Below are 19,776 nucleotides of genomic sequence, written 5' to 3'. Positions count from 1 at the left end.
GGGCGCGGTGACGCCGAGCGGGCCGGCGTGAAACGGCACGCGGCCCGCCCCACCGCTGGGTGGCGCGGACCGTCGCGCACGTGCGGCGGGTCAGGGAATGATCTTCGCCAGGTCCCGGGGCATCGTGGCCTTCACGTCCTCCCACTCGCCCTGGGTCACGTGGCGGCGCAGGGTGTCCAGCACCACCTGCACCACGCGCTCCGGGCCGCCCTCGGCGTCGTACGGGAAGCCCTGCCGGACCTCCAGCAGGAAGTCGTCCCGGTTGAGCTTGATCGGCACGTCCGACGGCTTCCAGCCGTCGAAGTAGATCCCGCGCACCAGCACCGGGAGCTGCGCGGCGAACTCCACGCTCTCCTGCACCGGCATCCGGTCGCGCAGCAGGTGCAGCACCGTGCGCAGCGCGCAGTAGGACTGGTTGCGTTGCTCCTTGGGCCAGCCGTAGGCCTGCTCGATGTCCTTGAGGATGATGTTGGTCTTGTCCATCGAGGACTCGAACGCGGAATGCAGCTGCTCAGCCATCTGTCCACCCCCGTACGTCGGTCTCCCACCGTCGGTCGTCGTCACGTCGCGGCGGCCCCACCGGGCCGCGCGGCTGCCGGGTCGGCCTGACCCGGGCGGGGCGCGGGGCACCCCGGGCCTCGCCGGACGACCCGACGACGCGCAACACGGCGCCGCGTCGCCGATCCGGTACCACCCGAACCGTCATCTCCCGCCACCTCCGTGGGGTCGCCTGCCGCGGCCACGGTGACCGCACACACCGCCCATGCTGCGCGGCGTCGGGGTGAGCGGCCCTCACCCCGACGGAGTGAACCGCCCGGCTCAGTCCGCGTCGAGCAGCCCGGCGAGGGTCGCGGCGTTGGTCTGCGCGTAGTCCCGGTAGCAATTGTTCATCAGGACGTGAGTCTCCCCGGCGGAGTCGGCCAGCTCGCGCAGCTTCGGCGCCCAGTCGCGCAGCTCCCGGTCGGCGTAGCGGTAGCCGAACTTCTCGTGGATGTCCTTGCTGGTCCACTTGTCGCTGTGCCCGTGGAAGCGGACCACCGCGAGGTCCGCGGTGGCGGCCAGCACCGGGGGCACCGACGAGCGGTGCCCCTGCGGCATGTCCACGCAGACGTACGCCAGCCGGTGCTCGCGCAGGAAGGCGAGGGTCTCGTCGGCGTTGTCGCCGTCGAACCAGGAGGCGTGCCGGAACTCGTAGACCGGGCGCAGCGGGGCGCAGCGCTTCGCCACCTCCAGCAGGTACTGCTTGTTGTCCCGCTTGATGGTGAACCAGGGTGGGAACTGGAACAGCAGCGCGCCGAGCTTGCCCGCCTCGACCAGCGGGTCCAGCGCGGCGAGGAAGCGCGTCCACACCTCCTCGTACGCCTGCGGCGGCAGGTCGTCCGGGTAGAGGTTCTTCTTCCCCGTGTCCGGCCGGAGGTCCTTGTAGAGCGCGCCGACCCGGGTCGGGTGCCCGGTGAGCAGGCTGAACGCCTTGACGTTGAAGGTGAAGCCGGCCGGGGTGCGCTCGGCCCACAGCCTCGCCGTCCGCTCGGCGGGTGGCGAGTAGTAGGTGGCGTCGACCTCGACCAGCGGGAACTGGCGGGCGTAGTACGCCAGCCGCTTCTCCGGGGTGTCGGCGGTCTGCGGGTACCAGCCGGAGTCCAACAAGGTCCGGTCGGTCCAGGAGGCGGTGCCGACCTTGATCTCACCCATCGGTCGACCTCGCCGCGGTCCGGACCGACCGGCAACCGCTGGCGGGGATCAGGCCGCCCGACGTTCCCGGTTCTGCTTGCACTGCACGCAGGTGGTGGCGGAGGGGAAGATCTCCAGCCGCTCGACGGGGATCGCCGAGGTGCAGCCCTCGCAGAAGCCGTAGGTGCCCTCCTCCAGCCGGGTGAGGGCGTGCTCGTACTGGGCGCGGCGGTCGAGGATGGTCCGCAGCAGGGACTGCGCGGTGTCCCGCTCCGCCGTCTTGGTGCCGCTGTCGGCCTGGTCGTCACCGGCGGTGTCACCCACCTCCACCAGCCGCAGCACCTGGCTCTGCAGCACCGCCTGCTCGTACTCCGCGGACAGCTCGTCGTAGCGGGCCTGCAGGGAGCGCCGGATCTGGTCGATCTCCGCCTGGGATCGGCCCGTACCGATCGTGTCGTGGACGAGCATCGCTGCCTGCCTTTCTGGCCTGGAAGATCCGCCGGGGCCCCGGGTAGGTGCGCCCGGCGCCGTGGTGGTCTGCGCGCGGGCGGATCACCCGCGCCTTGTGAGCCGGGCGAATACCCCGGCACGTCGACCGTCAAACCGACGACTTTTCGCCGTGCCACGGCGTCAGGACGACACCGGGGACTCCACCAGCGCCGGGTGCCGGGGATCGTCGGCGCGGACCACGACGTCGGCGAAGGAGGCCGGTGCGACCTCGTCGGCGTACCGGGCGAAGGCGGGCAGCGTCCACCGCTGCGCGGGGTCGGTGCGCCGGTCCAGGGCGGCCGGGGAGAGCACCAGGTGGACCGTGACGTCGAAGGGCAGGCTCCCGCCGAGCAGCAGTGCCCCGCTGACCAGCACGACTCCCCCGGGCGGCAGGTCGACGTACGCGGCGCGGCTGGCCCGGTCGGTGGTGGCGTCCCACAGCGAGGGCAGCACCCGTCCCGAGCCGCCGGGCCCCGCCGGGTCGAGCACCTCCCGGCGCAGCCCCGGCTCGTCGACCCAGCCCTCGTAGAACGCGTCCGGGTTGGTCCGGCCGAACTCGAGGCGCACCGACGCGGGGCGGAGGAAGTCGGCGGCGCGTACGTGCAGCGCGGGCCGGCCGAGCGCGCGCAGCGGGTCGACCAGCGCGGCGGCGAGTTCGTCCGGGCCGGCCGCCGGGGCGCCGTCGACGGCCACCCGCAGCCGGCCGGGGGCGTCGGTGCCGGCGAGGCGCTCGGTCAGCTCGGCGACGAGCAGCTCCGGGGAGATGGGTCGGATCCGCATCCGACCATGGTGCCCCGCCGGCCGCCCCGGACGGGACGCGGCGGCCCCTGCTCGCCCGGCCGGTGCCCGCGCGGCCGGAACGCGCGCGGTGGACGGCGCTCGCGCGGCCGGAACGCGCGCGGTGGACGATGCTCGCGCGGCCGGAACGCGCGCGGTGGACGATGCTCGCGCGGCCGGAACGCGCGCGGTGGACGATGCTCGCGCGGTGAGCGGTGCTCGTGCAGCCGGCGGTGTCAGCCGTTGCGGTCGATGGTGACGCGGGCGTCGTCGGCGAGCCGGTAGCCGACGCCGTAGACGGTGGTGACCAGCGGGACGTCGACGCCGACCTTGCCGCGCAGCCGGCGGACGTGCACGTCCACGGTGCGCACGCCGGCGTGCTCGTAGCCCCAGACCGCGTTGAGCAGCTGCAACCGGGTGAAGACCCGGCGGGGGTGGGCGACGAGGTGCAGCAGCAGGTCGAACTCCAGCCGGGTCAGGGGCAACGGCTCGCCGTCGCGCAGCACCGACCGGGACGAGGCGAGGATGTGCAGGGTCGGGATGGTGGCGGCGACCGGGCGCGACGGCGTGCGGCCGGCGGGCACCGGGTCGGGGCGGCGTTCGACGGTGGCGGTGATGACGGTGCCCTCGCCGCGCTCCAGCATCTCCCGGGCGGCCTCCAGCAGCCGTCGGGCGGGCGCGGTCAGCGACTCCTCGGATGCCAACGGGATGTTCAGGGTCACCGTGAGCATCGGTGCGGCGGTGTTGGCGGGACGACGCTGGCCCCCCGGGGGTCGTCCGGGAACAGCGGGCTGGGACGTATGCCATCCGGCGCGCGACGAGGCGGGGCTGACCGACATGGTCCTCCTTGGCTGGTCCGGGTATCTCCCCACGGCCCGGGACGCCGCTCCATCGATGCTTCCCGGCGCCCGGGCGAGGGTCAAGGGGCGGCTGCGTTGCATGAATGTGACAATTGACGAACGCATCGGAGCCGGATGCTCGCTCTGCGTACGAAGCCTGATGATTACAGCAGAGCCGCCGGGTTGACCCGATAGGGGGGTGCCCGCCCGGTTCACGGTGGTCGGCGGGGGTGCGCCGGGAATGGATGAGCGTGGATCGCGTCGGCCCTCCGGAGGTCCGTGGGCGCGCGACCGGGGTGCCGCGCGGCGTACCGGCGACGGGACACCGCGGCCCCGGACACGGCGACGCGGCGCGCCCGGGATCGGGCACGCCGCGCGGGGTGGCGCCGTCAGCGACTGTGCTCGATCTCGATCCGGGCCTCGTCGGCGAGGCGGTAGCCCACGCCGTAGACGGTGGTCACCACGGGCATGTCCGGGTCGAGCTTGGCGCGCAGCCGGCGGACGTGCACGTCGACGGTGCGCGCCACCGCGTGCTCGTAGCCCCACACCCGACTCAGCAACTGGAGCCGCGTGAACACCCGGCGGGGCTGCTCCGCCAGGAACAGCAGCAGGTCGTACTCGATGCGGGTCAGCGGGATGACGCGGGCGCCCTGGTGGACCACCCGCGAGCCGGTGGCGATCCGGATCGCCTGGGGGTCCATGACGGCCGGCACCGGCCGGGGCGCCGCCGGCCGGTCCTCGGCGACGCCGGGACCCAACCGCCCCTCACCCGACTCGGCGAGTTCGCCGATCAGCTCCAGCAGCCGGGCCAGGCGGGGGCTCACCGACCCCGGGACGAGGTCGAGGGTGATGGTGACGGTCGGGGCGGAGCGCGGCCGGACCGCTCCGATCCGCTCGGGGCGCGCGGACGAGTGGTGTCGGGTGGGGATGGCGACGACGGACATGGAGCCTCCTGGGCGGCGGTGCCGCCACGCCCGGTGGAGCGTGACGGTCAGGACGGCGCCCGACCGGCGGTCACCGGGGGCGCGGGGGTGGGCGTGGGCTGCGGCGGGGTGGGGCCGAGCACGGGCAGGCCGGCGAGCCGCCAGGCGACGAAGCCGCCGACGACGTCCGTGGCGTGGCGCAGCCCGAGATCCCGGAGGGCGGCGGCGGCCAGCGAGGAGGTGTAGCCCTCCTGGCAGATGACCATCACCCGCAGGTCGTAGCCGACGGCCTGCGGCAGCCGGGCCGGACAGCGGGGGTCGAACCGCCACTCCAGCACGTTGCGCTCGATCACCAGCGAGCCGGGCACGGTGCCGTGGGCGGCCCGCTGGGCGGCCGGGCGGATGTCCACCAGCAAGGCCCCGCGCCGGTGCGCCAGGTGTGCGCGCTCCGGGTCCAGCCGGTCCAGCCGCGCCCGGGCGGCGGCCAGGATCTCGTCGATGCCCCGGGAGCCCGGCGGCACCACCGGGGCCGGACACGCGTGCGGGTCGTCGGTCTGCGGCATGGTCGTTCCCTCCACTGGTTGCTGACGGTGCACGTACGGCGGGGGGCCGCCGGCGCGGGGCGGGCGGCGCGCAGGGGGTCGCGGGCGCCCCGGGCGCGACGGCGTCGCGCTCACCAGGCCACCCCGGCCTCGGCCACCTCGGCGACGCGCAGCCGGCCGTCGGTGAGCCGGTAGCTGGTCATCCGGCGCAGCGCGGGCCGGTAGACGTGGACGCTCACCGCCGGCTCGTCGTCCCGGTTGGACACCAGGTGCACGTGCCGCGGGCCGAAGCGACGCCCGGACCCGGCCGGCAACCGGTGCGGGCGGAGCACGCCCCCGCCCACCGTCTCCTCGGTCAGGACCCCGGAGACGACCAGGAACGCGCCGCCGCAGCCACCGTGGTCGTGCAGGTCGGTGCCCTGGCCGGGCAGCCAGCTCAACGCCCACACCTCGTGGTCGGTCTCGTGGGCGAGCCGGGCGTACCAGCGGGAGACCGGGTCGAAGCGCAGCGGCACCGGCCAGCGGGCGGGGTCGGTGGCCCACCGCCGGGCGGTGGCGAGCAGGTCGGGTGGGCGTCGGTCGGGCATGGCGGTCCTCGCGGTTCGGCGGTGCGTCGACCAAGCATAGGCTGCAAACCCTATTGGTTTAGTAGGCATTCCCAGACGCTGGGACGCGTCAGCGGCGAACCGGCGGTTCCACCCGGTAGCCGGGGATCGACGGCCAGCGCACCGTCAACACGACCGACTCGCGCTCGGCGTACCAGGAGTGGTCCACGCCCCGCCCCCACACCACGTAGTCGCCGGGCTCGCCGAGCACCACCGTCCGGTCCGGCAACTCGACCCGGAACCGGCCGCTGACCAGCACCAGCAGGGCCGTACGCCGCTCCTGCGTGGCCCACCGGGAGCGCGCCTCCCCCGCCGGATGGACTCCCCACTTCACCTCGACGTCGACGCTGTGCCGGGCGTCGCCCGGCGGCATGAAGTGGCCGAGCAGCCAGCCGGCGTTCGTCGCCCCGTCCACGCCCGCGTTGCCCACGTACACCCTGTCGTCCATCGCACGCTCCCCCGGTACGCCGGCCGAGCAACGTACCAGGGGAGCGTCCGACTAACCTGGACCGGTGAGTGAGGAACTCGACGCGGAGACGCTGGCGTTCGCGCACCGGATGTTCGACCTGGCCCGCGACGGGGCCTCCGCCGAACTGGCCGACTACGTCGACGCGGGGCTGCCAATCGACCTGACCAACGACAAGGGCGACACCCTGCTGATCCTCGCGGCGTACCACGCCCACGCCGAGACCGTCGCCGCGCTGCTCGCCCGCGGCGCCGACCACTCCCGGACCAACGACCGGGGCCAGACGGCGTTGGCCGCCGCCACCTTCCGCAGCAGCTCCGAGGCCGTCCGGGCGCTGCTCGCCGCCGGGGCCGACCCGCACCACGGCAACCCGTCGGCGGTGGAGACCGCCCGCTTCTTCGACCTGCCCGAGATGCTCGCGCTGCTGGCCGCGCCGACCGGCTGACGCCGACGCCCGGCGCATCCGGTCCGCGCCCGGTATACAGGGTCGGTGGAGGATCCGCTGCCCGAACAGATGCGCACCGCCGCCACGGCGCTGCTCGCCGCGCTGGACGAACCCGCCCGCGCCCAGGCCGCCCACCGGTTCGACGACGAGGCGGCCCGCCGCTGGCTCGAGTACCGGCCGCGCCCCCGGCCCGGGGTCTGCCTGGCCGACCTGGACCGCGCCGGGCGCAAGGCCGCGCACCGGCTGCTGGCCACCGCGCTGAGCCCACCGGCGTACGCCCAGGCGGTGGCCATCGTCGCGCTGGAGGAGGTGCTGGACCGGGCGGAGGGATGGCGTCGGGGCCGGCACAGCGGCGACTACTGGGTGGCCGTCTTCGGCGACCCGGCCCGCGACGACGCCTGGGCATGGCGCCTGGAGGGGCACCACCTCTCGGTGAGCATGACCGTGGTGGCCGACCAGGTCTCCCCCGCCCCGATCTTCCTCGGCGCCAACCCGGCCACCGTCCGGTACGCCGGCCGCCCGGTCTCCCGGCCGCTGGGCGTGGAGGAGGACCTGGCCCGCGCCCTGCTCGACGCGATGGGCCCGGCGGGCCGGGCGGCGGCGATCGTCGCCGACGAGGCGCCCGGGGACATCATCAGCGCCACCCGCCCCCGGGTGGACGGGCCGCTGGAGCCGCTCGGGGTGCCCGCCGACCGGCTCGGGCCCACCGGGCGGGCCCTGCTGGACCAGCTCGTGGCGCTCTACCTGGACCGGCTCCCACCCGAGCTGGCGGTCCGGGAGGCGCGTCGGCTGGAGTCCGGGCAGCTGCACTTCGCCTGGGCCGGCCCGACGGTGCCCGGTCGGCGCCACTACTACCGCGTCCAGGGCGACGACCTGCTCATCGAGTACGACAACACCACCGACGACGGCAACCACGCGCACACCGTCCTGCGCCGCCCGGCCAGCGACTTCGGCGCGGACGTCCTCGCCGCCCACCACGCCGAGTCCCACCCCCGCTAGCCGCCCCAGCCCAGCCTCGCTAGCCGCCCTCGTCCCGGCCCCGCCCGCCCCCAGCCTCGCTAGCCGCCCTCGGCCTCGTCGATCAGGCAGTGGTGGTGCCCCGCGAAAGGGGCGAACAGGCCTCTACCGGCCACCACAACTGCATGATCGACGCCGCCGGGACGGGCGGGCGGGCGAACGGTCAGGGGCGGTGGTGGGCCAGGTCGACGGTGGAGTCGGAGGCGCTGGAGAACGCGTCGAAGGTGGTGGGCTCGGCCCGGCGCCCGGCGTCGAAGCGGCGGACCAGCCGGGCGCCCAGCGCGACGCCGACCGCGCCGATGCCCAGCGCCACCACCTCGGTGAGCAGCAGCACGACGGAGGCGCCCTGCTGCGGCGCGTCGGCGCGGACGAGGCAGGAGATCAGGAACAGCGCGGCCATCGCCACGTTCACCAGGTTGAAGGTGACCGCCGTGCGCCGGGTCCGGTCGACCGGCACGTCCCACAGGTCGATCATGCCGGCCACGGCGGTCAGCGCGGCGGCGACCAGCGCGGCCACGGACGTCCAGTAGCCCACCTCACCGAGGAAGGCCGGCCCGCCGAGCACGTCGGTCAGGTCGAACACGGTCGCGCTCACGAAGAGCCCGAACGGGAACGTCACCAGCATCGGTTGGATCGGGTGCCCCTGCACCCGCAGCCGGCTCTGCATGGTTCCTCCCCAGGTAGGCACACGTCACCAGTCCAGGGTGCTACCCGGGCGCCCGTACGCCGAAACGACACGCGGCCCGCGGGTCACCGCCGTCCCGCAGGTCCCGGTCGTCACACCGGCCACGAAGGGCCCACGGCGCCACCCCGGCCCGGGACGGCCGGAGCGTTCAGTTGTCCCGGGGGCGCGACACGGTGGCGACCAGCCGGTCGGCCACTTCCCGCAGCGGGATGTCCAGCGACGACGCCGCGCTGCGCAGCACGTCGAGCGCCTCGCCGGCCGGGCAGCCGCGCTGGGTCATGATCACGCCGATCGCCTGCCCGATCACCCCGTCGCCGAGCACCGAGGGGTCCAGTTCCCCGGCCTCGGCCGCCTTGCGCGCCCGGTCGCGAACCGCCGCGAGGAGCAGCCCGGCGTGCTCGGCGAGCAGCATCGCGGTGAGCTGGTGCCCCGGGGTGAGCAGGTCGGCGGCGCCGGCGTACAGGTTGATCGCCCCGATCACCTGTTCGTCGACGTCGACCGGTGCGGAGATCACCCCGTGCACGCCCAACTCCCGGGCCCGCGGCGTCCAGGACGGCCAGCGCTCCTCGCGATCCAGCCGGTCGGAGAGGATCATCTCCCGCCGCCGGATCGCGTCCATCGCCGGCGAGTCGGGGCCGTGCCGCAGGTCGTCCAGCCCCGCCAGGCGCGCGTCGGAGGCCGCGACCCCGGCCGGTTCGCCGGCGCGCAGCGCGGTGAAGCCGCACCAGCTCACGCCGGCCACCGCCCCGCGGGCGGTGCGCACCAGCGCGTCCAGCGCCTCGTCGAAGTCCTCGACCGCGATCAGGGCGGCCGTCAGCTCGCGCAGCAGGGCGGCGGTCTCCAGGACACCGAGCCGCTCCACCGTCGGGTCCCACATCTCCAGGTTCACCGCTCCACAGCCCCCACCGTCCCGGCGCGTGCTCCCGCACGGCCGACCGGCGCCGTCACGTGTTCCATCGTCTGGTCTCTCCCGACTCCTCGGACCCGGCCTACTACCCTCGCAAACCGGGATCGAAACGGCGCAAAAGGGGGCCCCTCCCGGCACCCGAAGGCGCCGGAAGGGGCCCCGGAGCGTCAGCGCGACGCGGAGCTGAGCCGCCGCCCCACCGAGGCGATCAACCGGTCCAGCTCCGAGCCGAACGGGTTGTCGTGCACGAGGTACGTCCAGGTCGCGCTCGGCCGCACCAGCTTCGCCTCGTCCGGCTCCCAGTCGTCGGTGAACTCGGTCTCCTCGAAGGTCTCGATCGTCCGCCGCTCGATCTCCGGGATCAGGTTGTTGAACGCCGGCACCGCCGCCCGGTGGAACTCGTCCAGCGGGTCGAGCCGACCCAGGGCGCGCAGGTGCACGCCCTCGCGTACCTCGGAGAGCTCCGCGAGGTGGTCCGTCCAGAGCCGGTCGAGGTGGTAGAGGGCGATCGAGCGGGCGACCCGGGCGAGCAGGTCCTCGTCCATCTCGCCGGCCTTCTCCGGCACCCGGTCCAGCAGCATCAGCGCCGCCACGTCGCTGGTCAGCAGCCTTTCCCGGCGCTCCGCGAGGGCCTTGCGCTGCTGCTCGATGACGACGCTGTAGCGCCAGGTGTTGCGGTGAATCTCGTGGTTGACGCCCTCGGCGACCCGCTGGGCGTGCTCGACGGCGTACTCGACCTGGTCGTCGGTGACCAGGCCGTCGGCGTTCATCCGGGGCGAGGCAGGGACGGCGTCGCCGGCGTGCCGGGCGACCAGGTCGTCCTCCAGGCTGACGAAGAAGACCGAACCGCCCGGGTCGCCCTGCCGCCCGGCCCGGCCGCGCAGCTGGTCGTCGACGCGCCGGCTGTCGTGCCGGCCGCTGCCGATCACGTAGAGGCCGCCCAGCTCGGCGACCCGGTCCCGGTCGGCCTGGTCGCTGCCGCCGAGGCGGATGTCGACGCCCCGGCCGGCCATCTGGGTGGAGACGGTCACCGCGCCGTACGCGCCGGCCTCGGCGATGATCGTCGCCTCCTCGTCGTCGTTCTTCGCGTTGAGCACCACGCAGGGCACCCCGATGGCGTTCAGGCCGGCCGCCAGCCCCTCGGACTCCTTCACGTCCAGGGTGCCGACCAGCACCGGCCGCCCGCGCTCGTGGTGGCGCTTGATCTCGTCGACCAGCGCCTCCTCCTTCTCGGCCCGGGTGGCGTAGATGCGGTCCGTCTCGTCCTCGCGCACGCACGGGGTGTTCGGCGGGATCACCGCCACCTCGAGGCCGAAGAACTCGCGGAGCTGGTCGCCGACCAGCACCGCGGTCGCCGTCATGCCGCACACCTTGGGGTAGAGCGCGATGTACGCCTGCACGGCGATGGTGCCGAGCACCTCGCCCTCGGCGGTGGCGTCGAGGCCCTCCTTGGCCTCCACGGCCGCCTGGAGCCCGTCCGGCCAGCGGCGACGCTGGGCGACCCGGCCCCGCATCTCGTCGATCAGCTCGACGGAGCCGTCGCGGACGATGTAGTCGACGTCGCGGTGCAGCAGGGCGTGCGCGTGCAGCGCCACGTTCACGGCGGAGAGCTGCGCGACGTGCTCCTCGTCGTACAGGTCGATGCCGAGCTTGGCCTCGACGGCGGCCAGGCCGGCGGCGGTGAAGGCGACGCTGCGGCCGTCCTCGGCCACCGTGTAGTGCTTGCCCTTGCGCAGGCCCCGCACCTGCGCGGCGGCGGCGTGCACCGGGTCCTGCTCGCCGGCGACCGAGCCGGCGAGGACCATCGGCACCCGGGCCTCGTCGATGAGGATCGAGTCGGCCTCGTCGACGATCGCCGTGCGCAGCGGCGGCTGCACCCGGTCCTCCACGTCGGTGACGAGCTGGTCGCGCAGGTAGTCGAAGCCGGCCTCGCTTACCGAGACGTAGGTGACGTCGCAGGCGTACGCGTCGCGCCGCTCCTGCGGGGTGGACGCCTCGTTGACCCAGCCGACGCTCAGGCCGAGCAGCTTGTAGACCGGCTCCATCCAGAGGGCGTCGCGCCGGGCCAGGTAGTCGTTGACGGTGAGCACGTGCACCGGGCCGTTGCCCAGCCGGACGTGCCCGTAGGCGGCGATTGTCGCGGTGAGCGTCTTGCCCTCACCGGTGGCCATCTCGGCGACCTTGCCCGAGAGCAGCGCCATCGCGCCCAGCAGCTGCACGTCGTACGGCCGCTGGTCGAGGCCGCGGCGGGCGGCCTCGCGGCCGATCGCGCAGATCTCCTCGTAGCCCGTGGTCTTGCCGGCGGCCTCGGTCAGCTCGGCGTCGTCGAGCGCCGACAGCTCGTCCTCGCGCGCCTCGACGGCCGGCAGCAGCTTCTCCAGCGGCCCCAGGTCGACCGTCGTCCCCGGGCGCTGGAGGAACCGGCGGAACCTGGTCTTCAAGCGTTGCGACACACCCATGAGCGGCAACGGTACGCGACCGGACCCGGTGTTGGCGGCCCGCCCGGCGCGCCGCCGCGCGGGTGTCGTCGCCGGGCGGGTCGCGGGCGCGGACCGCTCAGCTCACCAGGAGCTGGTGCGTGGCCAGCTCACGGTAGAGCGGGCTGGTCCCGGTCAGCTCGTCGTGGGTGCCGGTGGCCGCCACCCGGCCGCCGTCGAGCACCACGATCTGGTCGGCGTCGACGACGGTGGAGAGGCGGTGCGCCACGATCAGCAGGGTGCGCCGGGCGGCCACCGCGTCGATGGCCCGGCGCAGCGCGGCCTCGTTGCGGGCGTCGAGGTTGCTGGTCGGCTCGTCGAGCAGCAGCACCGGCGGGCCGGCCAGCAGGGCGCGGGCGATCGCCAGCCGCTGCCGCTCGCCGCCGGAGAGCAGCACCCCGCCCTCGCCCACCTGCACGTCCAGCCCCTCGGGGGCGCGCTCGGCGAGGTGGCCGAGGTTGACCTCGTCGAGCACGGCACGCAGCCGGGTCTCCGTGGCCTCCGGCGCGCTGATCAGGAGGTTCTCCCGCAGCGTGCCGGCCAGCACGGGCGCGGACTGCTCGACGTAGCCGATCCGGGCGCGCAGCGCGTCGCGGGGCAGGTCCCGCACGTCGACCCCGTCGATGCGCAGCGCGCCTCCGGTGACCTCGTAGAAGCGCTCGACCAGCGCCAGCAGCGTCGACTTCCCGGCGCCCGACGGGCCGACCAGGGCGGTGCGGGTGCCGGCCGGCACGGTGAAGCTCACCTCGTGCAGCACCGGCGGGCCGCCGGGGTAGCCGAAGCCCACCCGGTCGAACTCGACGGACGCCGGGGCCCCGCCGGGCAGCGCCCGGGACGGGACGGGCGCGGGCCGGTCGGCGGCCCCCTCGACCGGCACGGCGAGCATCTCCTCGATGCGCTGGAGCGCGCCCAGCCCGGTCTGCAACTGGGTGTAGGCGTGCACCGCCTGCCCGAGCGGAAGGACCAGGAAGAACAGGAACATGATGAAGGCGACCAGGTCGCCGACGGTGATCGCGCCCGCCCCCACCCGCGCCCCACCCACCCCGAGGACCAGCAGGAACGCCCCCTGGATGGTGACGCTGCTGGCCGGGCCGACGAACGCCTGCACCCGGGCCACCCGCAGGCCCGCCGCGTACGCCTGCGCGGCGCTGACGCCGATCGCGTCGGCCTCGCGCCGCTCCGCCCGCGCCGCGCGGATCGTCCGGGCGGCGGAGATGGCGCGCTCCACCGCCGAGGTCATCTCGCCGACGCGTTCCTGGGCGGCGCGGGCCAGGCCCCGCACCCGGTGGGCGAAGGCGACGGCGATGGCGATGCCGGCGGCCACCCCGAGCAGGGTCACCCCGAACAGCACCGGGTCGAGCAGGATCATCGCGCCCGCCGCGCCGAGCACCATCACGGCGCCGGTGACGACCTCGAACAGGCCGGAGGTGACCACCGCGCGCAGCAGGGTGGTGTCCGAGCCGACGCGGGAGAGCAGGTCGCCGGTGCGGCGGCGGTCGTACTCGGCGATCGGCAGCCGCAGCAGGTGGCCGGCCAGCCGCCGTCGGGTGCCCAGCACGACCCCCTCCGCGGTGCGTTGCAGCAGGTAGTCCCGCACCCCGCCGATCGCCGCGGCCACCAGCACCAGGGCGACCAGCGCCGCGACCAGGCCGCCCACCGATCGGCTGCCGGAGAGCCCGTCCAGCACCGAGCGGGTGAGCAGCGGCTGTGCCAGTGACGCCGCCGCGCCGGCCAGCGACAGCGCGCCTACCACGGCGAGGGTGCCGCGGTGGGCGCGCAGGTACGGCAGCAGGGCGGCCAGGCCGACCCGCCGGTCGTCCACGCTCCCGTCCGGAGCGCCGGCGGCGGTCGGTGCGGGGTCGTCGGCGGTCGTCACGGGAGCGGCGGCGGTCATGGCTGGCACGGTATCGGGCCGCGCCACCCGCCCGGGGGGCGACGCGGGGACCTCAGACGGTCAGCACCACCTGGAGCTCCTGGCGGCGCCGCTCGGCGAGATCGGTCAGCAGGGCCGGGGCCTGCTCGAACGGCACCACCGCCGAGACGAGGTGCTTGCGGATCACGTCCCCGTACGCGCGCAGCAGGTCGATCGTCTCGGCGGAGAGACGCTCCCGGTCCCAGGTGGGGGCGAGCCCGCGCGGTACCCGGCCGATCTGCGCGCACCGCAGCGACAGTCCGTTGTGGTGGAACTCCTCGCCGAACCGGACCGCGTCCGCGCCGGCCTGGTAGAAGGCCAGGTCGACGACCGTGCCCTGGGGGCGCAGCAGGCGCAGCGCGAGCTGCAACGCCCACGCCTGTCCCCGGCACTGGAACACCACGTCGGCACCCCGGTCGCTGGGCCCGTGCGCCCAGCGGGTCTTGAGCACCACCGCCGGGTCGTCGGCCTCCGGGTCGAGGGTCTCCAGGCCCAGCGCCTCGGCGACGGCCCGCCGCTGCGGGGTGGGGTCGAGCACCACCACCGAGGCGGCGCCGTGCCGCTTGGCGAACAGGGCGGTGAGCAGGGCCACCACCCCGCTGCCGACGACCGCGACCCGCCGGCCCCGCACCCCGTCGCCCAGCGACCGCACGTCGGCGCCGTGCAGGTCGGCGGCGGCGTGCAGCACCCCGTTGGCGCAGATCGGGCCCATGTGCGCGACGTAGACGCCGAGCAGCGGGTCGAGGTCCTCGGGCAGCGGCACGAACCGCTCGGCGACCGGGTCGGCCACCCAGCCGGTGCGGTGGCCGTACGTCATCGCGCCGACCGTGCCCACGGCGACGGCGGGCGTACGGCTCTCCACCACCCGGCCGACCTGCATGTAGCCCAGCCGGGTCACCGGGTACGGGGTGCTGGCCGCGCCCGGCTGGAAGAGCCCGAGGTCGGCGTTCCAGGTGACGTTGAGGTAGGGGTTGGTGCCCTTGACGTAGCTGAGTTCGGTGCCCGCGGAGACGCCGCTGAACAGCGTCTCGACCCGGAACGTGCCGTCGGTCAGCTCGGCGGCGTCCTGCTCGACCAGCTCCACCCGGCCCGGGCCGCTGACCACCACGACGTGGTCACGCATCGACGGTCACCCCCGCGGCGAGCGGCGCGGCGACGGGCGTGTCCAGCCGTACGGGCCGGCCGGTGCGGGCGGAGTCGGCGACCGCGAGGGCGAGCCGCTGGGTGCCGAGGGCCTCGGCGTACGGGACGCGGACGTCGTCGCCGACGCCCCGGACCGCGTCGACGAAGGCCCGGTCCACGGCGACCCGGGCGGCCTCGGGGTCGGCGTCGAAGCGGCGTTCCCCGTCGGCGTCGCGCACGACCAGGCCGTCCTCGCTGAGCGAGAGGGCCAGCCCGTCGGCGAGGATCTCCAGTCCGGCGCGGTGCTTCCAGCCGAGCACGCAGGCGGCGGTGAGCGTGCCGACCGCGCCGCCGGCGAAGCGCAGCGTCGCGGTGGTCACCGAGTCGATGTCGGCGCCGTCGACGGGCGGCGGGGTGCCGTTGCCGTACGCGGTGACCTCGGTGGCCTCGCCGACCAGGCACCGGATGAGGTCCAGCACGTGGGCGGCCTGCTCGACCACGGGGCCGCCGGAGCGGTCCCGCCGCGACCACCAGGCCACCGGGGGCACCTTGTCCCACCACGCGCCGCTGACCATCCGCACCGGACGGTCGCCGAGCAGTTCCCGGGCCTGCTGCACCACCGGCAGGTACCGCCAGTGGTGCCCGACGCCGGTGAGCAGCCCCCGCCCGGCCACCAGGTCGGCGATCCGCTCGGCGGTCACCAGGTCAACGGCGACCGGCTTCTCGACGAACATCGGCACCCCGGCCGCGACGACCGCCTCCTCGGCCGGCCCGTGGGCGAACGGCGGCACGCAGACGTAGACCGCGTCCGGGCCGGCGGCCAGCAGTTCCTCGACGTCGCCGAACGTCCGGGCGCCGTGCGCGTCCGCCAGTTCCGCCGCCGCCTCCGGCACCACGTCGGTCACCCCGAGCAGTTCCACGTCCGCGAAGCCGCCCAACACCCGGGCGTGGCGTTGCGCCACCCCGCCGGCCCCAACCAGTCCCACCCGGCACGTGCGCATGTAAGAGACCCCTTCGCCACAGTTTCGCGTTCGCGACTGCACTCCCCCCGCATGCGCGCAACCAAACGTTCACCAGGGCGGAACCCGGTCACGTCACTGCCGTGATCAAGCTGTTAGGCATGCTGCGGTTAGCGCGAGTGCGGTAGTGGGAAAAACAAGGAAGGTTTTTCCGCCACGATCTGGGGGTGCCTGTGCGGAATACGGAAACGATGGTGTCACCGGTGGTGGAGGCGTGGGCCACCTACCGCACCACGTCGGCGGGTGACTGGCCGGCGCGGCGGCTGATCCGCGCCAAGGGGGACAGCAGGGTCAGCGTGGTCCTGCCGGCCCGCAACGAGGAGGCCACGGTCGGCGCGATCGTGTCGACGATCCGCGAGCACCTGATGGAGCGGGTGGCCCTGGTCGACGAGCTGATCGTGGTGGACTCCCGGTCCACCGACCGCACCGCCAGCGTGGCCCGCGCCGCAGGCGCGGAGGTGGTCAGCCAGGACGCGATGACCCGGGGCCTGCCCCGGCTGACCGGCAAGGGCGACGCGCTCTGGGCGGGGCTGGCCGCGGCCGAGGGCGACGTGGTGGCGTTCATCGACGCCGACCTGCGCGAGTTCCGCCCGCACTTCGTGACCGGGCTGATCGGCCCCCTGCTGACCGATCCCTCGGTGGACTTCGTGAAGGGCTTCTACCACCGCCCGCTGGTCGGTGCGGCGAGCGTGGAGGCCGACGGCGGCGGCCGGGTGACGGAGCTGATGGCCCGGCCGATGCTGAACCTGTTCTGGCCCGAGCTGGCGGGCTTCGTGCAACCCCTCGCCGGTGAGTACGCCGGCCGCCGGGAGGTGCTGGAGCGGGTGCCGTTCGTCTCCGGCTACGGGGTCGAGACGGCGATGCTCATCGACCTGCTCGAGCTGGTCGGGTTGGACGCGCTGGCCCAGGTGGACTTGGGCGAGCGCAAGCACCGCCACCAGGACACCGCCGCGCTGGGCCGGATGTCGGCCCAGATCATGCTGACCGCCTGGTCGCGGCTGCAGCGGCGCGGCTGGGCGGCACCGGGGGCGATGCCCGCCGCGCTGCTGACCCAGTTCCGGCGCGGCGGCTCCGACGCCCTGCCGAACCTGGACCGGGAGATCGTCGTCAGCGACGTCTCCGTCGAGGAGCGGCCGCCCCTGGCCGAGCTGCGGCACCGGATCCCCCGCCGACGGGTCGCCGCGGCGTGAACACGCGACCCCCCGTGACCGCGAATGACCGGGCGCGGACGGCCCCGGCCCCCGCCGAGGGAAGGAATCCCGCATGAGCCTCACCGTCCTGATGAACGCCGGTCCGTGGCTGTCCGTGCCGCCGCCCGGCTACGGCGGCATCGAGAACGTGATCGCGACGCTGGTGCCGGAGCTGCGCCGCCTCGGCGTACGGGTGGTGCTCGCGTCGGTCGACAGCAGCACGCTGCCGGTCGACGAGAAGTTCTCCGTCTTCCCCGACGGACAGTTCCACGCCCTGCAACGGCCGTACAACCAGGTCTGCGGCATCTCGCAGGCGCACCTGAACGGGGTGGTGCGCGCGTTGCACTCGCGCGACGACATCGACCTGGTGCACGACCACGTGGAGGCGGTCGGCCTGGCGACGCTCGCCGCGATGGGCCCGGACGCCCCGCCGGCCCTGCACACGCTGCACTGGGACCTGGCCAAGCACCCGGCGCTCTACGGCAACGTCGACGGCGGCGACCGGGTCCGGGTCAACGGGGTGTCCGCCTCGCAGCTGGCCCGCGCGCCCCGGGCGTTGCGGGAACACTCGGTGGGCCACGTGCACCTGTCCACCCCGCTCGCCGTCGACGCGGACCGTCGGCCCCGGGCGGAGAAGGGCGACTACCTGATCATTCTGGGCCGGATCAACCCGGGCAAGGGCCAGGACGTGGGCGCGCGCCTCGCCCGGCGGGTGGGGGTGCCGTTGGTGCTCGCCGGGCCCGTCGGCCCGTACCACCGGCCGGAGGACCTGGCCGCCGCCGGGGACGAGGCCCGGCAGAACCCGGACGTCCGGTTCTTCTACGACGAGGTGGCGCCGCACGTCGACGGTGACCTGGTCCGCTGGGTGGGCACCGTGGCCGGGCAGGAACGCGACGACCTGCTGGCCGGCGCCCGGGCCTCGCTGTTCCCGCTGCGCTGGGAGGAGCCGGGCGGCACGGCGGTGGTCGAGTCGCTGGCCCTGGGCACGCCGGTGGTGGCCACCGCCCGGGGCTGCCTGCCCGAGCTGATCGAGCACGGCCGCACCGGCCTGCTCACCACCGACGAGGAGGAGCTGGGCGACCTGCTGCTGGCCGCCAGCCTGCTGGATCCGGACGAGTGCCGGCGCGAGGCCGCCGTCCGCTTCACCCCCGCGGTGATGGCCGAGAAGTACGTGGGCCTGTACGAGCGGGTCCGCCAGCTCGCCGCCGCACCGCGCCTGCAACCGGCCTGACCGACGATCCGCACCCCGGGGCCGGCCCGCCGTCACGGTGGGCCGGCCCCGGTCGCGTGCCGGAGCGCGTGGGTCGGGGCGCTCCTCCGGGGGCGGGGTTTGACGCCTGGAGCAGCGGGAAGGCGCGATCCACTCAGCGTTCTCGCACAGTGAGGAGACGGCGGTGACCGGTCCCATGGCGCACTCCCGCGCCCGGCACAACCCGGCCGACGGCAGGGCTCCCGTCCGGCGGGCCGCCACCGCCGTGGCGGTGGTCTTCCTCCTGGTCGGCGTGCTCGGCTTCGTGCCGGGCATCACCAGCAACTTCGGCGACCTGCGCTTCGCCGGGCACGACTCCGAATCCAAGCTGCTCGGCCTGTTCCAGGTCTCGGTGCTGCACAACATCATCCACCTGCTCTTCGGGGTGGCCGGGCTGCTGCTGGCCCGCACCGTCACGGGCGCGCGGACGTTCCTGGTCGGCGGCGGCGCGATCTACCTGGTGCTCTGGCTCTACGGCCTGGTGATCGACCACGACAGCGCGGCCAACTTCATCCCGGTCAACAACGCCGACAACTGGCTGCACCTGTTCCTGGGCCTGGGCATGATCGCGCTCGGCATCCTGACCACGCGGGACCGGACCCGCCGGTGACGCATCGTGACCGGCCGGGGCGGCGACGCCCCGGCCGGTCCGGTTTGACCCTTCACGCGGCCGGGTAGTTCGCAGATCCCGACGACGCGAAACGAGGGCACGATGCCGAGCCGGATCACCTGCGAGGTGCACGACGAGTCGCCAGTGACCGTCGTACGCCTCCATGGCGACCTCGGCATCGACACCATGCGCACGGTGCGGGGCGTGCTGGACGACTGCCTCGCCAGCCAGCCCGACGCCCTCGTGGTCGACCTCACCGACGTCACCCTCCGTGACCGGCTCGCCCTCTCGGTCTTCGCCGCCACCGCCCGTCGGGCGGCCGACTGGCCGGCGGTGCCCGTCGTGCTGTGCGCCCCGCCGCCCGAGGCGGCGACCTGGCTGGCCCAGTCGACCGCCTGCCGGGTGGTGCCCGTGCGGCACGACTGCGACGAGGCGACCCGGGTGGCGAACGCGGCGGCGGCGCCCCGGCTGCGCGCCCGGCTCGAACCGGTGGCCGAGGCCTGCCGGCGGGCGCGGGAGCTGGTCACCGACGCGTGCGCCCGCTGGAACCTGCCGGAGGCCGTCGGGCCGGCGTCGCTGGTGCTCAGCGAGCTGGTCGGCAACGTGGTCCGGCACGCCGGCACGCCGATGCAGGTGACGCTGACCCTGCGCCGGCCGTACCTGCACCTGGTGGTCGCCGACGGCAGCCGGACCTCGGTCCGGATCGGCGCCGGCGACCTGCGGGCCGAGGGCGGCCGGGGGCTGATGCTCGTGCGCGAGACGGCCCAGCGGTGGGGCAGCGCGCCGGCCGGCGACGGAAAGGTCGTCTGGGCCATACTGCCCGCGAATTGA

General features: G+C 74.7%; 21 protein-coding genes. 6 read left to right on the top strand and 15 right to left on the bottom strand.

What is annotated here, in order from left to right; all coding sequences use genetic code 11:
- Window positions 1–90: 90 nt before the first annotated feature.
- From AB0B83_RS07590 to AB0B83_RS07550, 9 genes are all read right to left on the bottom strand, one after another.
- On the bottom strand, window positions 91–519 hold the full coding sequence (locus tag AB0B83_RS07590; protein ID WP_357577473.1) for a DUF2267 domain-containing protein: 429 nt from the start codon (window positions 517–519) through the stop codon (window positions 91–93).
- A 300-nt stretch (window positions 520–819) separates the two neighbouring features.
- Entirely contained in the window at window positions 820–1,692 is an 873-nt protein-coding gene (locus AB0B83_RS07585) for a DUF72 domain-containing protein (RefSeq protein WP_357577472.1), read from the bottom strand.
- Window positions 1,693–1,740: 48 nt separating this feature from the next.
- A complete protein-coding gene (locus tag AB0B83_RS07580) occupies window positions 1,741–2,139 on the bottom strand; it encodes a TraR/DksA C4-type zinc finger protein (RefSeq protein WP_089000644.1) in 399 nt (132 codons plus the stop codon).
- 162 nt (window positions 2,140–2,301) lie between these two features.
- Entirely contained in the window at window positions 2,302–2,940 is a 639-nt protein-coding gene (locus AB0B83_RS07575; protein ID WP_357577471.1) for a uridine kinase, read from the bottom strand.
- A 233-nt stretch (window positions 2,941–3,173) separates the two neighbouring features.
- A complete protein-coding gene (locus tag AB0B83_RS07570; RefSeq protein WP_357577470.1) occupies window positions 3,174–3,776 on the bottom strand; it encodes a winged helix-turn-helix domain-containing protein in 603 nt (200 codons plus the stop codon).
- Window positions 3,777–4,165: 389 nt separating this feature from the next.
- Window positions 4,166–4,720: a winged helix-turn-helix domain-containing protein gene (locus AB0B83_RS07565; protein ID WP_357577469.1), complete on the bottom strand. Its 555-nt coding sequence runs from the start codon at window positions 4,718–4,720 to the stop codon at window positions 4,166–4,168.
- 47 nt (window positions 4,721–4,767) lie between these two features.
- Window positions 4,768–5,262, bottom strand: coding sequence for a rhodanese-like domain-containing protein (locus tag AB0B83_RS07560; RefSeq protein WP_357577468.1), 495 nt, complete (start codon window positions 5,260–5,262; stop codon window positions 4,768–4,770).
- A gap of 110 nt (window positions 5,263–5,372) precedes the next feature.
- Entirely contained in the window at window positions 5,373–5,828 is a 456-nt protein-coding gene (locus AB0B83_RS07555; RefSeq protein WP_357577467.1) for a cysteine dioxygenase family protein, read from the bottom strand.
- An 88-nt stretch (window positions 5,829–5,916) separates the two neighbouring features.
- The gene (locus tag AB0B83_RS07550) at window positions 5,917–6,294 is read right to left on the bottom strand and encodes a signal peptidase I (protein WP_357577466.1); all 378 of its coding nucleotides are present in this window, start codon (window positions 6,292–6,294) and stop codon (window positions 5,917–5,919) included.
- 64 nt (window positions 6,295–6,358) lie between these two features.
- Here AB0B83_RS07550 and AB0B83_RS07545 point away from each other — a divergent pair, with 64 nt between their 5' ends.
- A complete protein-coding gene (locus AB0B83_RS07545) occupies window positions 6,359–6,757 on the top strand; it encodes an ankyrin repeat domain-containing protein (RefSeq protein WP_357577465.1) in 399 nt (132 codons plus the stop codon).
- A 45-nt stretch (window positions 6,758–6,802) separates the two neighbouring features.
- Window positions 6,803–7,756, top strand: coding sequence for a DUF3500 domain-containing protein (locus AB0B83_RS07540; protein ID WP_357577464.1), 954 nt, complete (start codon window positions 6,803–6,805; stop codon window positions 7,754–7,756).
- Window positions 7,757–7,937: 181 nt separating this feature from the next.
- Here the strand turns inward: AB0B83_RS07540 and AB0B83_RS07535 are convergent, their stop codons facing one another.
- From AB0B83_RS07535 to AB0B83_RS07510, 6 genes are all read right to left on the bottom strand, one after another.
- Complete coding sequence (locus tag AB0B83_RS07535) at window positions 7,938–8,441, bottom strand: DUF2231 domain-containing protein (protein WP_357577463.1); 504 nt, start codon at window positions 8,439–8,441, stop codon at window positions 7,938–7,940.
- A gap of 166 nt (window positions 8,442–8,607) precedes the next feature.
- A complete protein-coding gene (locus AB0B83_RS07530) occupies window positions 8,608–9,348 on the bottom strand; it encodes a GAF and ANTAR domain-containing protein (protein ID WP_357577462.1) in 741 nt (246 codons plus the stop codon).
- A gap of 185 nt (window positions 9,349–9,533) precedes the next feature.
- On the bottom strand, window positions 9,534–11,825 hold the full coding sequence (secA2, locus tag AB0B83_RS07525; RefSeq protein WP_357577461.1) for an accessory Sec system translocase SecA2: 2,292 nt from the start codon (window positions 11,823–11,825) through the stop codon (window positions 9,534–9,536).
- A 97-nt stretch (window positions 11,826–11,922) separates the two neighbouring features.
- On the bottom strand, window positions 11,923–13,737 hold the full coding sequence (locus AB0B83_RS07520; RefSeq protein WP_357577460.1) for an ABC transporter ATP-binding protein: 1,815 nt from the start codon (window positions 13,735–13,737) through the stop codon (window positions 11,923–11,925).
- A gap of 52 nt (window positions 13,738–13,789) precedes the next feature.
- Entirely contained in the window at window positions 13,790–14,878 is a 1,089-nt protein-coding gene (locus tag AB0B83_RS07515; protein ID WP_357577459.1) for a zinc-binding alcohol dehydrogenase, read from the bottom strand.
- Window positions 14,871–15,878, bottom strand: a complete 1,008-nt coding sequence (locus AB0B83_RS07510; protein ID WP_357577458.1) for a Gfo/Idh/MocA family oxidoreductase — start codon at window positions 15,876–15,878, stop codon at window positions 14,871–14,873. The genes AB0B83_RS07515 and AB0B83_RS07510 overlap by 8 nt, the downstream gene beginning before the upstream one ends.
- Before the next feature lie 191 nt (window positions 15,879–16,069).
- Between AB0B83_RS07510 and AB0B83_RS07505 the strand changes: the two genes are divergently transcribed.
- From AB0B83_RS07505 to AB0B83_RS07490, 4 genes are all read left to right on the top strand, one after another.
- Window positions 16,070–17,086, top strand: coding sequence for a glucosyl-3-phosphoglycerate synthase (locus tag AB0B83_RS07505; RefSeq protein WP_357577509.1), 1,017 nt, complete (start codon window positions 16,070–16,072; stop codon window positions 17,084–17,086).
- 73 nt (window positions 17,087–17,159) lie between these two features.
- Window positions 17,160–18,317 (top strand): glycosyltransferase, encoded by a 1,158-nt coding sequence (locus AB0B83_RS07500; protein ID WP_357577457.1) that lies wholly within the window; start codon window positions 17,160–17,162, stop codon window positions 18,315–18,317.
- A gap of 175 nt (window positions 18,318–18,492) precedes the next feature.
- Window positions 18,493–18,945 (top strand): DUF4383 domain-containing protein, encoded by a 453-nt coding sequence (locus tag AB0B83_RS07495; protein WP_357577508.1) that lies wholly within the window; start codon window positions 18,493–18,495, stop codon window positions 18,943–18,945.
- Between the two features lie 102 nt (window positions 18,946–19,047).
- On the top strand, window positions 19,048–19,776 hold the full coding sequence (locus tag AB0B83_RS07490) for an ATP-binding protein (protein WP_357577456.1): 729 nt from the start codon (window positions 19,048–19,050) through the stop codon (window positions 19,774–19,776).

This window comes from Micromonospora sp. NPDC049060 (genome assembly GCF_040649055.1).
Classification (GTDB): domain Bacteria; phylum Actinomycetota; class Actinomycetes; order Mycobacteriales; family Micromonosporaceae; genus Micromonospora; species Micromonospora reichwaldensis.
Note: the sequence above shows the minus strand (reverse complement) of the source record. Positions and strands in the feature narration are given on the sequence as shown.

Excerpts from the sequence above, each read along its gene's own strand:
- AB0B83_RS07510 (WP_357577458.1), bottom strand. The coding sequence starts at position 15,878 with ATGCGCACGTGCCGGGTGGGACTGGTTGGGGCCGGCGGGGTGGCGCAA.
- secA2 (WP_357577461.1), bottom strand. The coding sequence starts at position 11,825 with ATGGGTGTGTCGCAACGCTTGAAGACCAGGTTCCGCCGGTTCCTCCAG.
- AB0B83_RS07515 (WP_357577459.1), bottom strand. The coding sequence starts at position 14,878 with ATGCGTGACCACGTCGTGGTGGTCAGCGGCCCGGGCCGGGTGGAGCTG.
- AB0B83_RS07500 (WP_357577457.1), top strand. The coding sequence starts at position 17,160 with ATGAGCCTCACCGTCCTGATGAACGCCGGTCCGTGGCTGTCCGTGCCG.
- AB0B83_RS07575 (WP_357577471.1), bottom strand. The coding sequence starts at position 2,940 with ATGCGGATCCGACCCATCTCCCCGGAGCTGCTCGTCGCCGAGCTGACC.
- AB0B83_RS07565 (WP_357577469.1), bottom strand. The coding sequence starts at position 4,720 with ATGTCCGTCGTCGCCATCCCCACCCGACACCACTCGTCCGCGCGCCCC.
- AB0B83_RS07550 (WP_357577466.1), bottom strand. The coding sequence starts at position 6,294 with ATGGACGACAGGGTGTACGTGGGCAACGCGGGCGTGGACGGGGCGACG.
- AB0B83_RS07520 (WP_357577460.1), bottom strand. The coding sequence starts at position 13,737 with ATGACCGCCGCCGCTCCCGTGACGACCGCCGACGACCCCGCACCGACC.
- AB0B83_RS07580 (WP_089000644.1), bottom strand. The coding sequence starts at position 2,139 with ATGCTCGTCCACGACACGATCGGTACGGGCCGATCCCAGGCGGAGATC.
- AB0B83_RS07585 (WP_357577472.1), bottom strand. The coding sequence starts at position 1,692 with ATGGGTGAGATCAAGGTCGGCACCGCCTCCTGGACCGACCGGACCTTG.
- AB0B83_RS07490 (WP_357577456.1), top strand. The coding sequence starts at position 19,048 with ATGCCGAGCCGGATCACCTGCGAGGTGCACGACGAGTCGCCAGTGACC.
- AB0B83_RS07555 (WP_357577467.1), bottom strand. The coding sequence starts at position 5,828 with ATGCCCGACCGACGCCCACCCGACCTGCTCGCCACCGCCCGGCGGTGG.
- AB0B83_RS07560 (WP_357577468.1), bottom strand. The coding sequence starts at position 5,262 with ATGCCGCAGACCGACGACCCGCACGCGTGTCCGGCCCCGGTGGTGCCG.
- AB0B83_RS07590 (WP_357577473.1), bottom strand. The coding sequence starts at position 519 with ATGGCTGAGCAGCTGCATTCCGCGTTCGAGTCCTCGATGGACAAGACC.
- AB0B83_RS07495 (WP_357577508.1), top strand. The coding sequence starts at position 18,493 with ATGGCGCACTCCCGCGCCCGGCACAACCCGGCCGACGGCAGGGCTCCC.
- AB0B83_RS07570 (WP_357577470.1), bottom strand. The coding sequence starts at position 3,776 with ATGTCGGTCAGCCCCGCCTCGTCGCGCGCCGGATGGCATACGTCCCAG.
- AB0B83_RS07535 (WP_357577463.1), bottom strand. The coding sequence starts at position 8,441 with ATGCAGAGCCGGCTGCGGGTGCAGGGGCACCCGATCCAACCGATGCTG.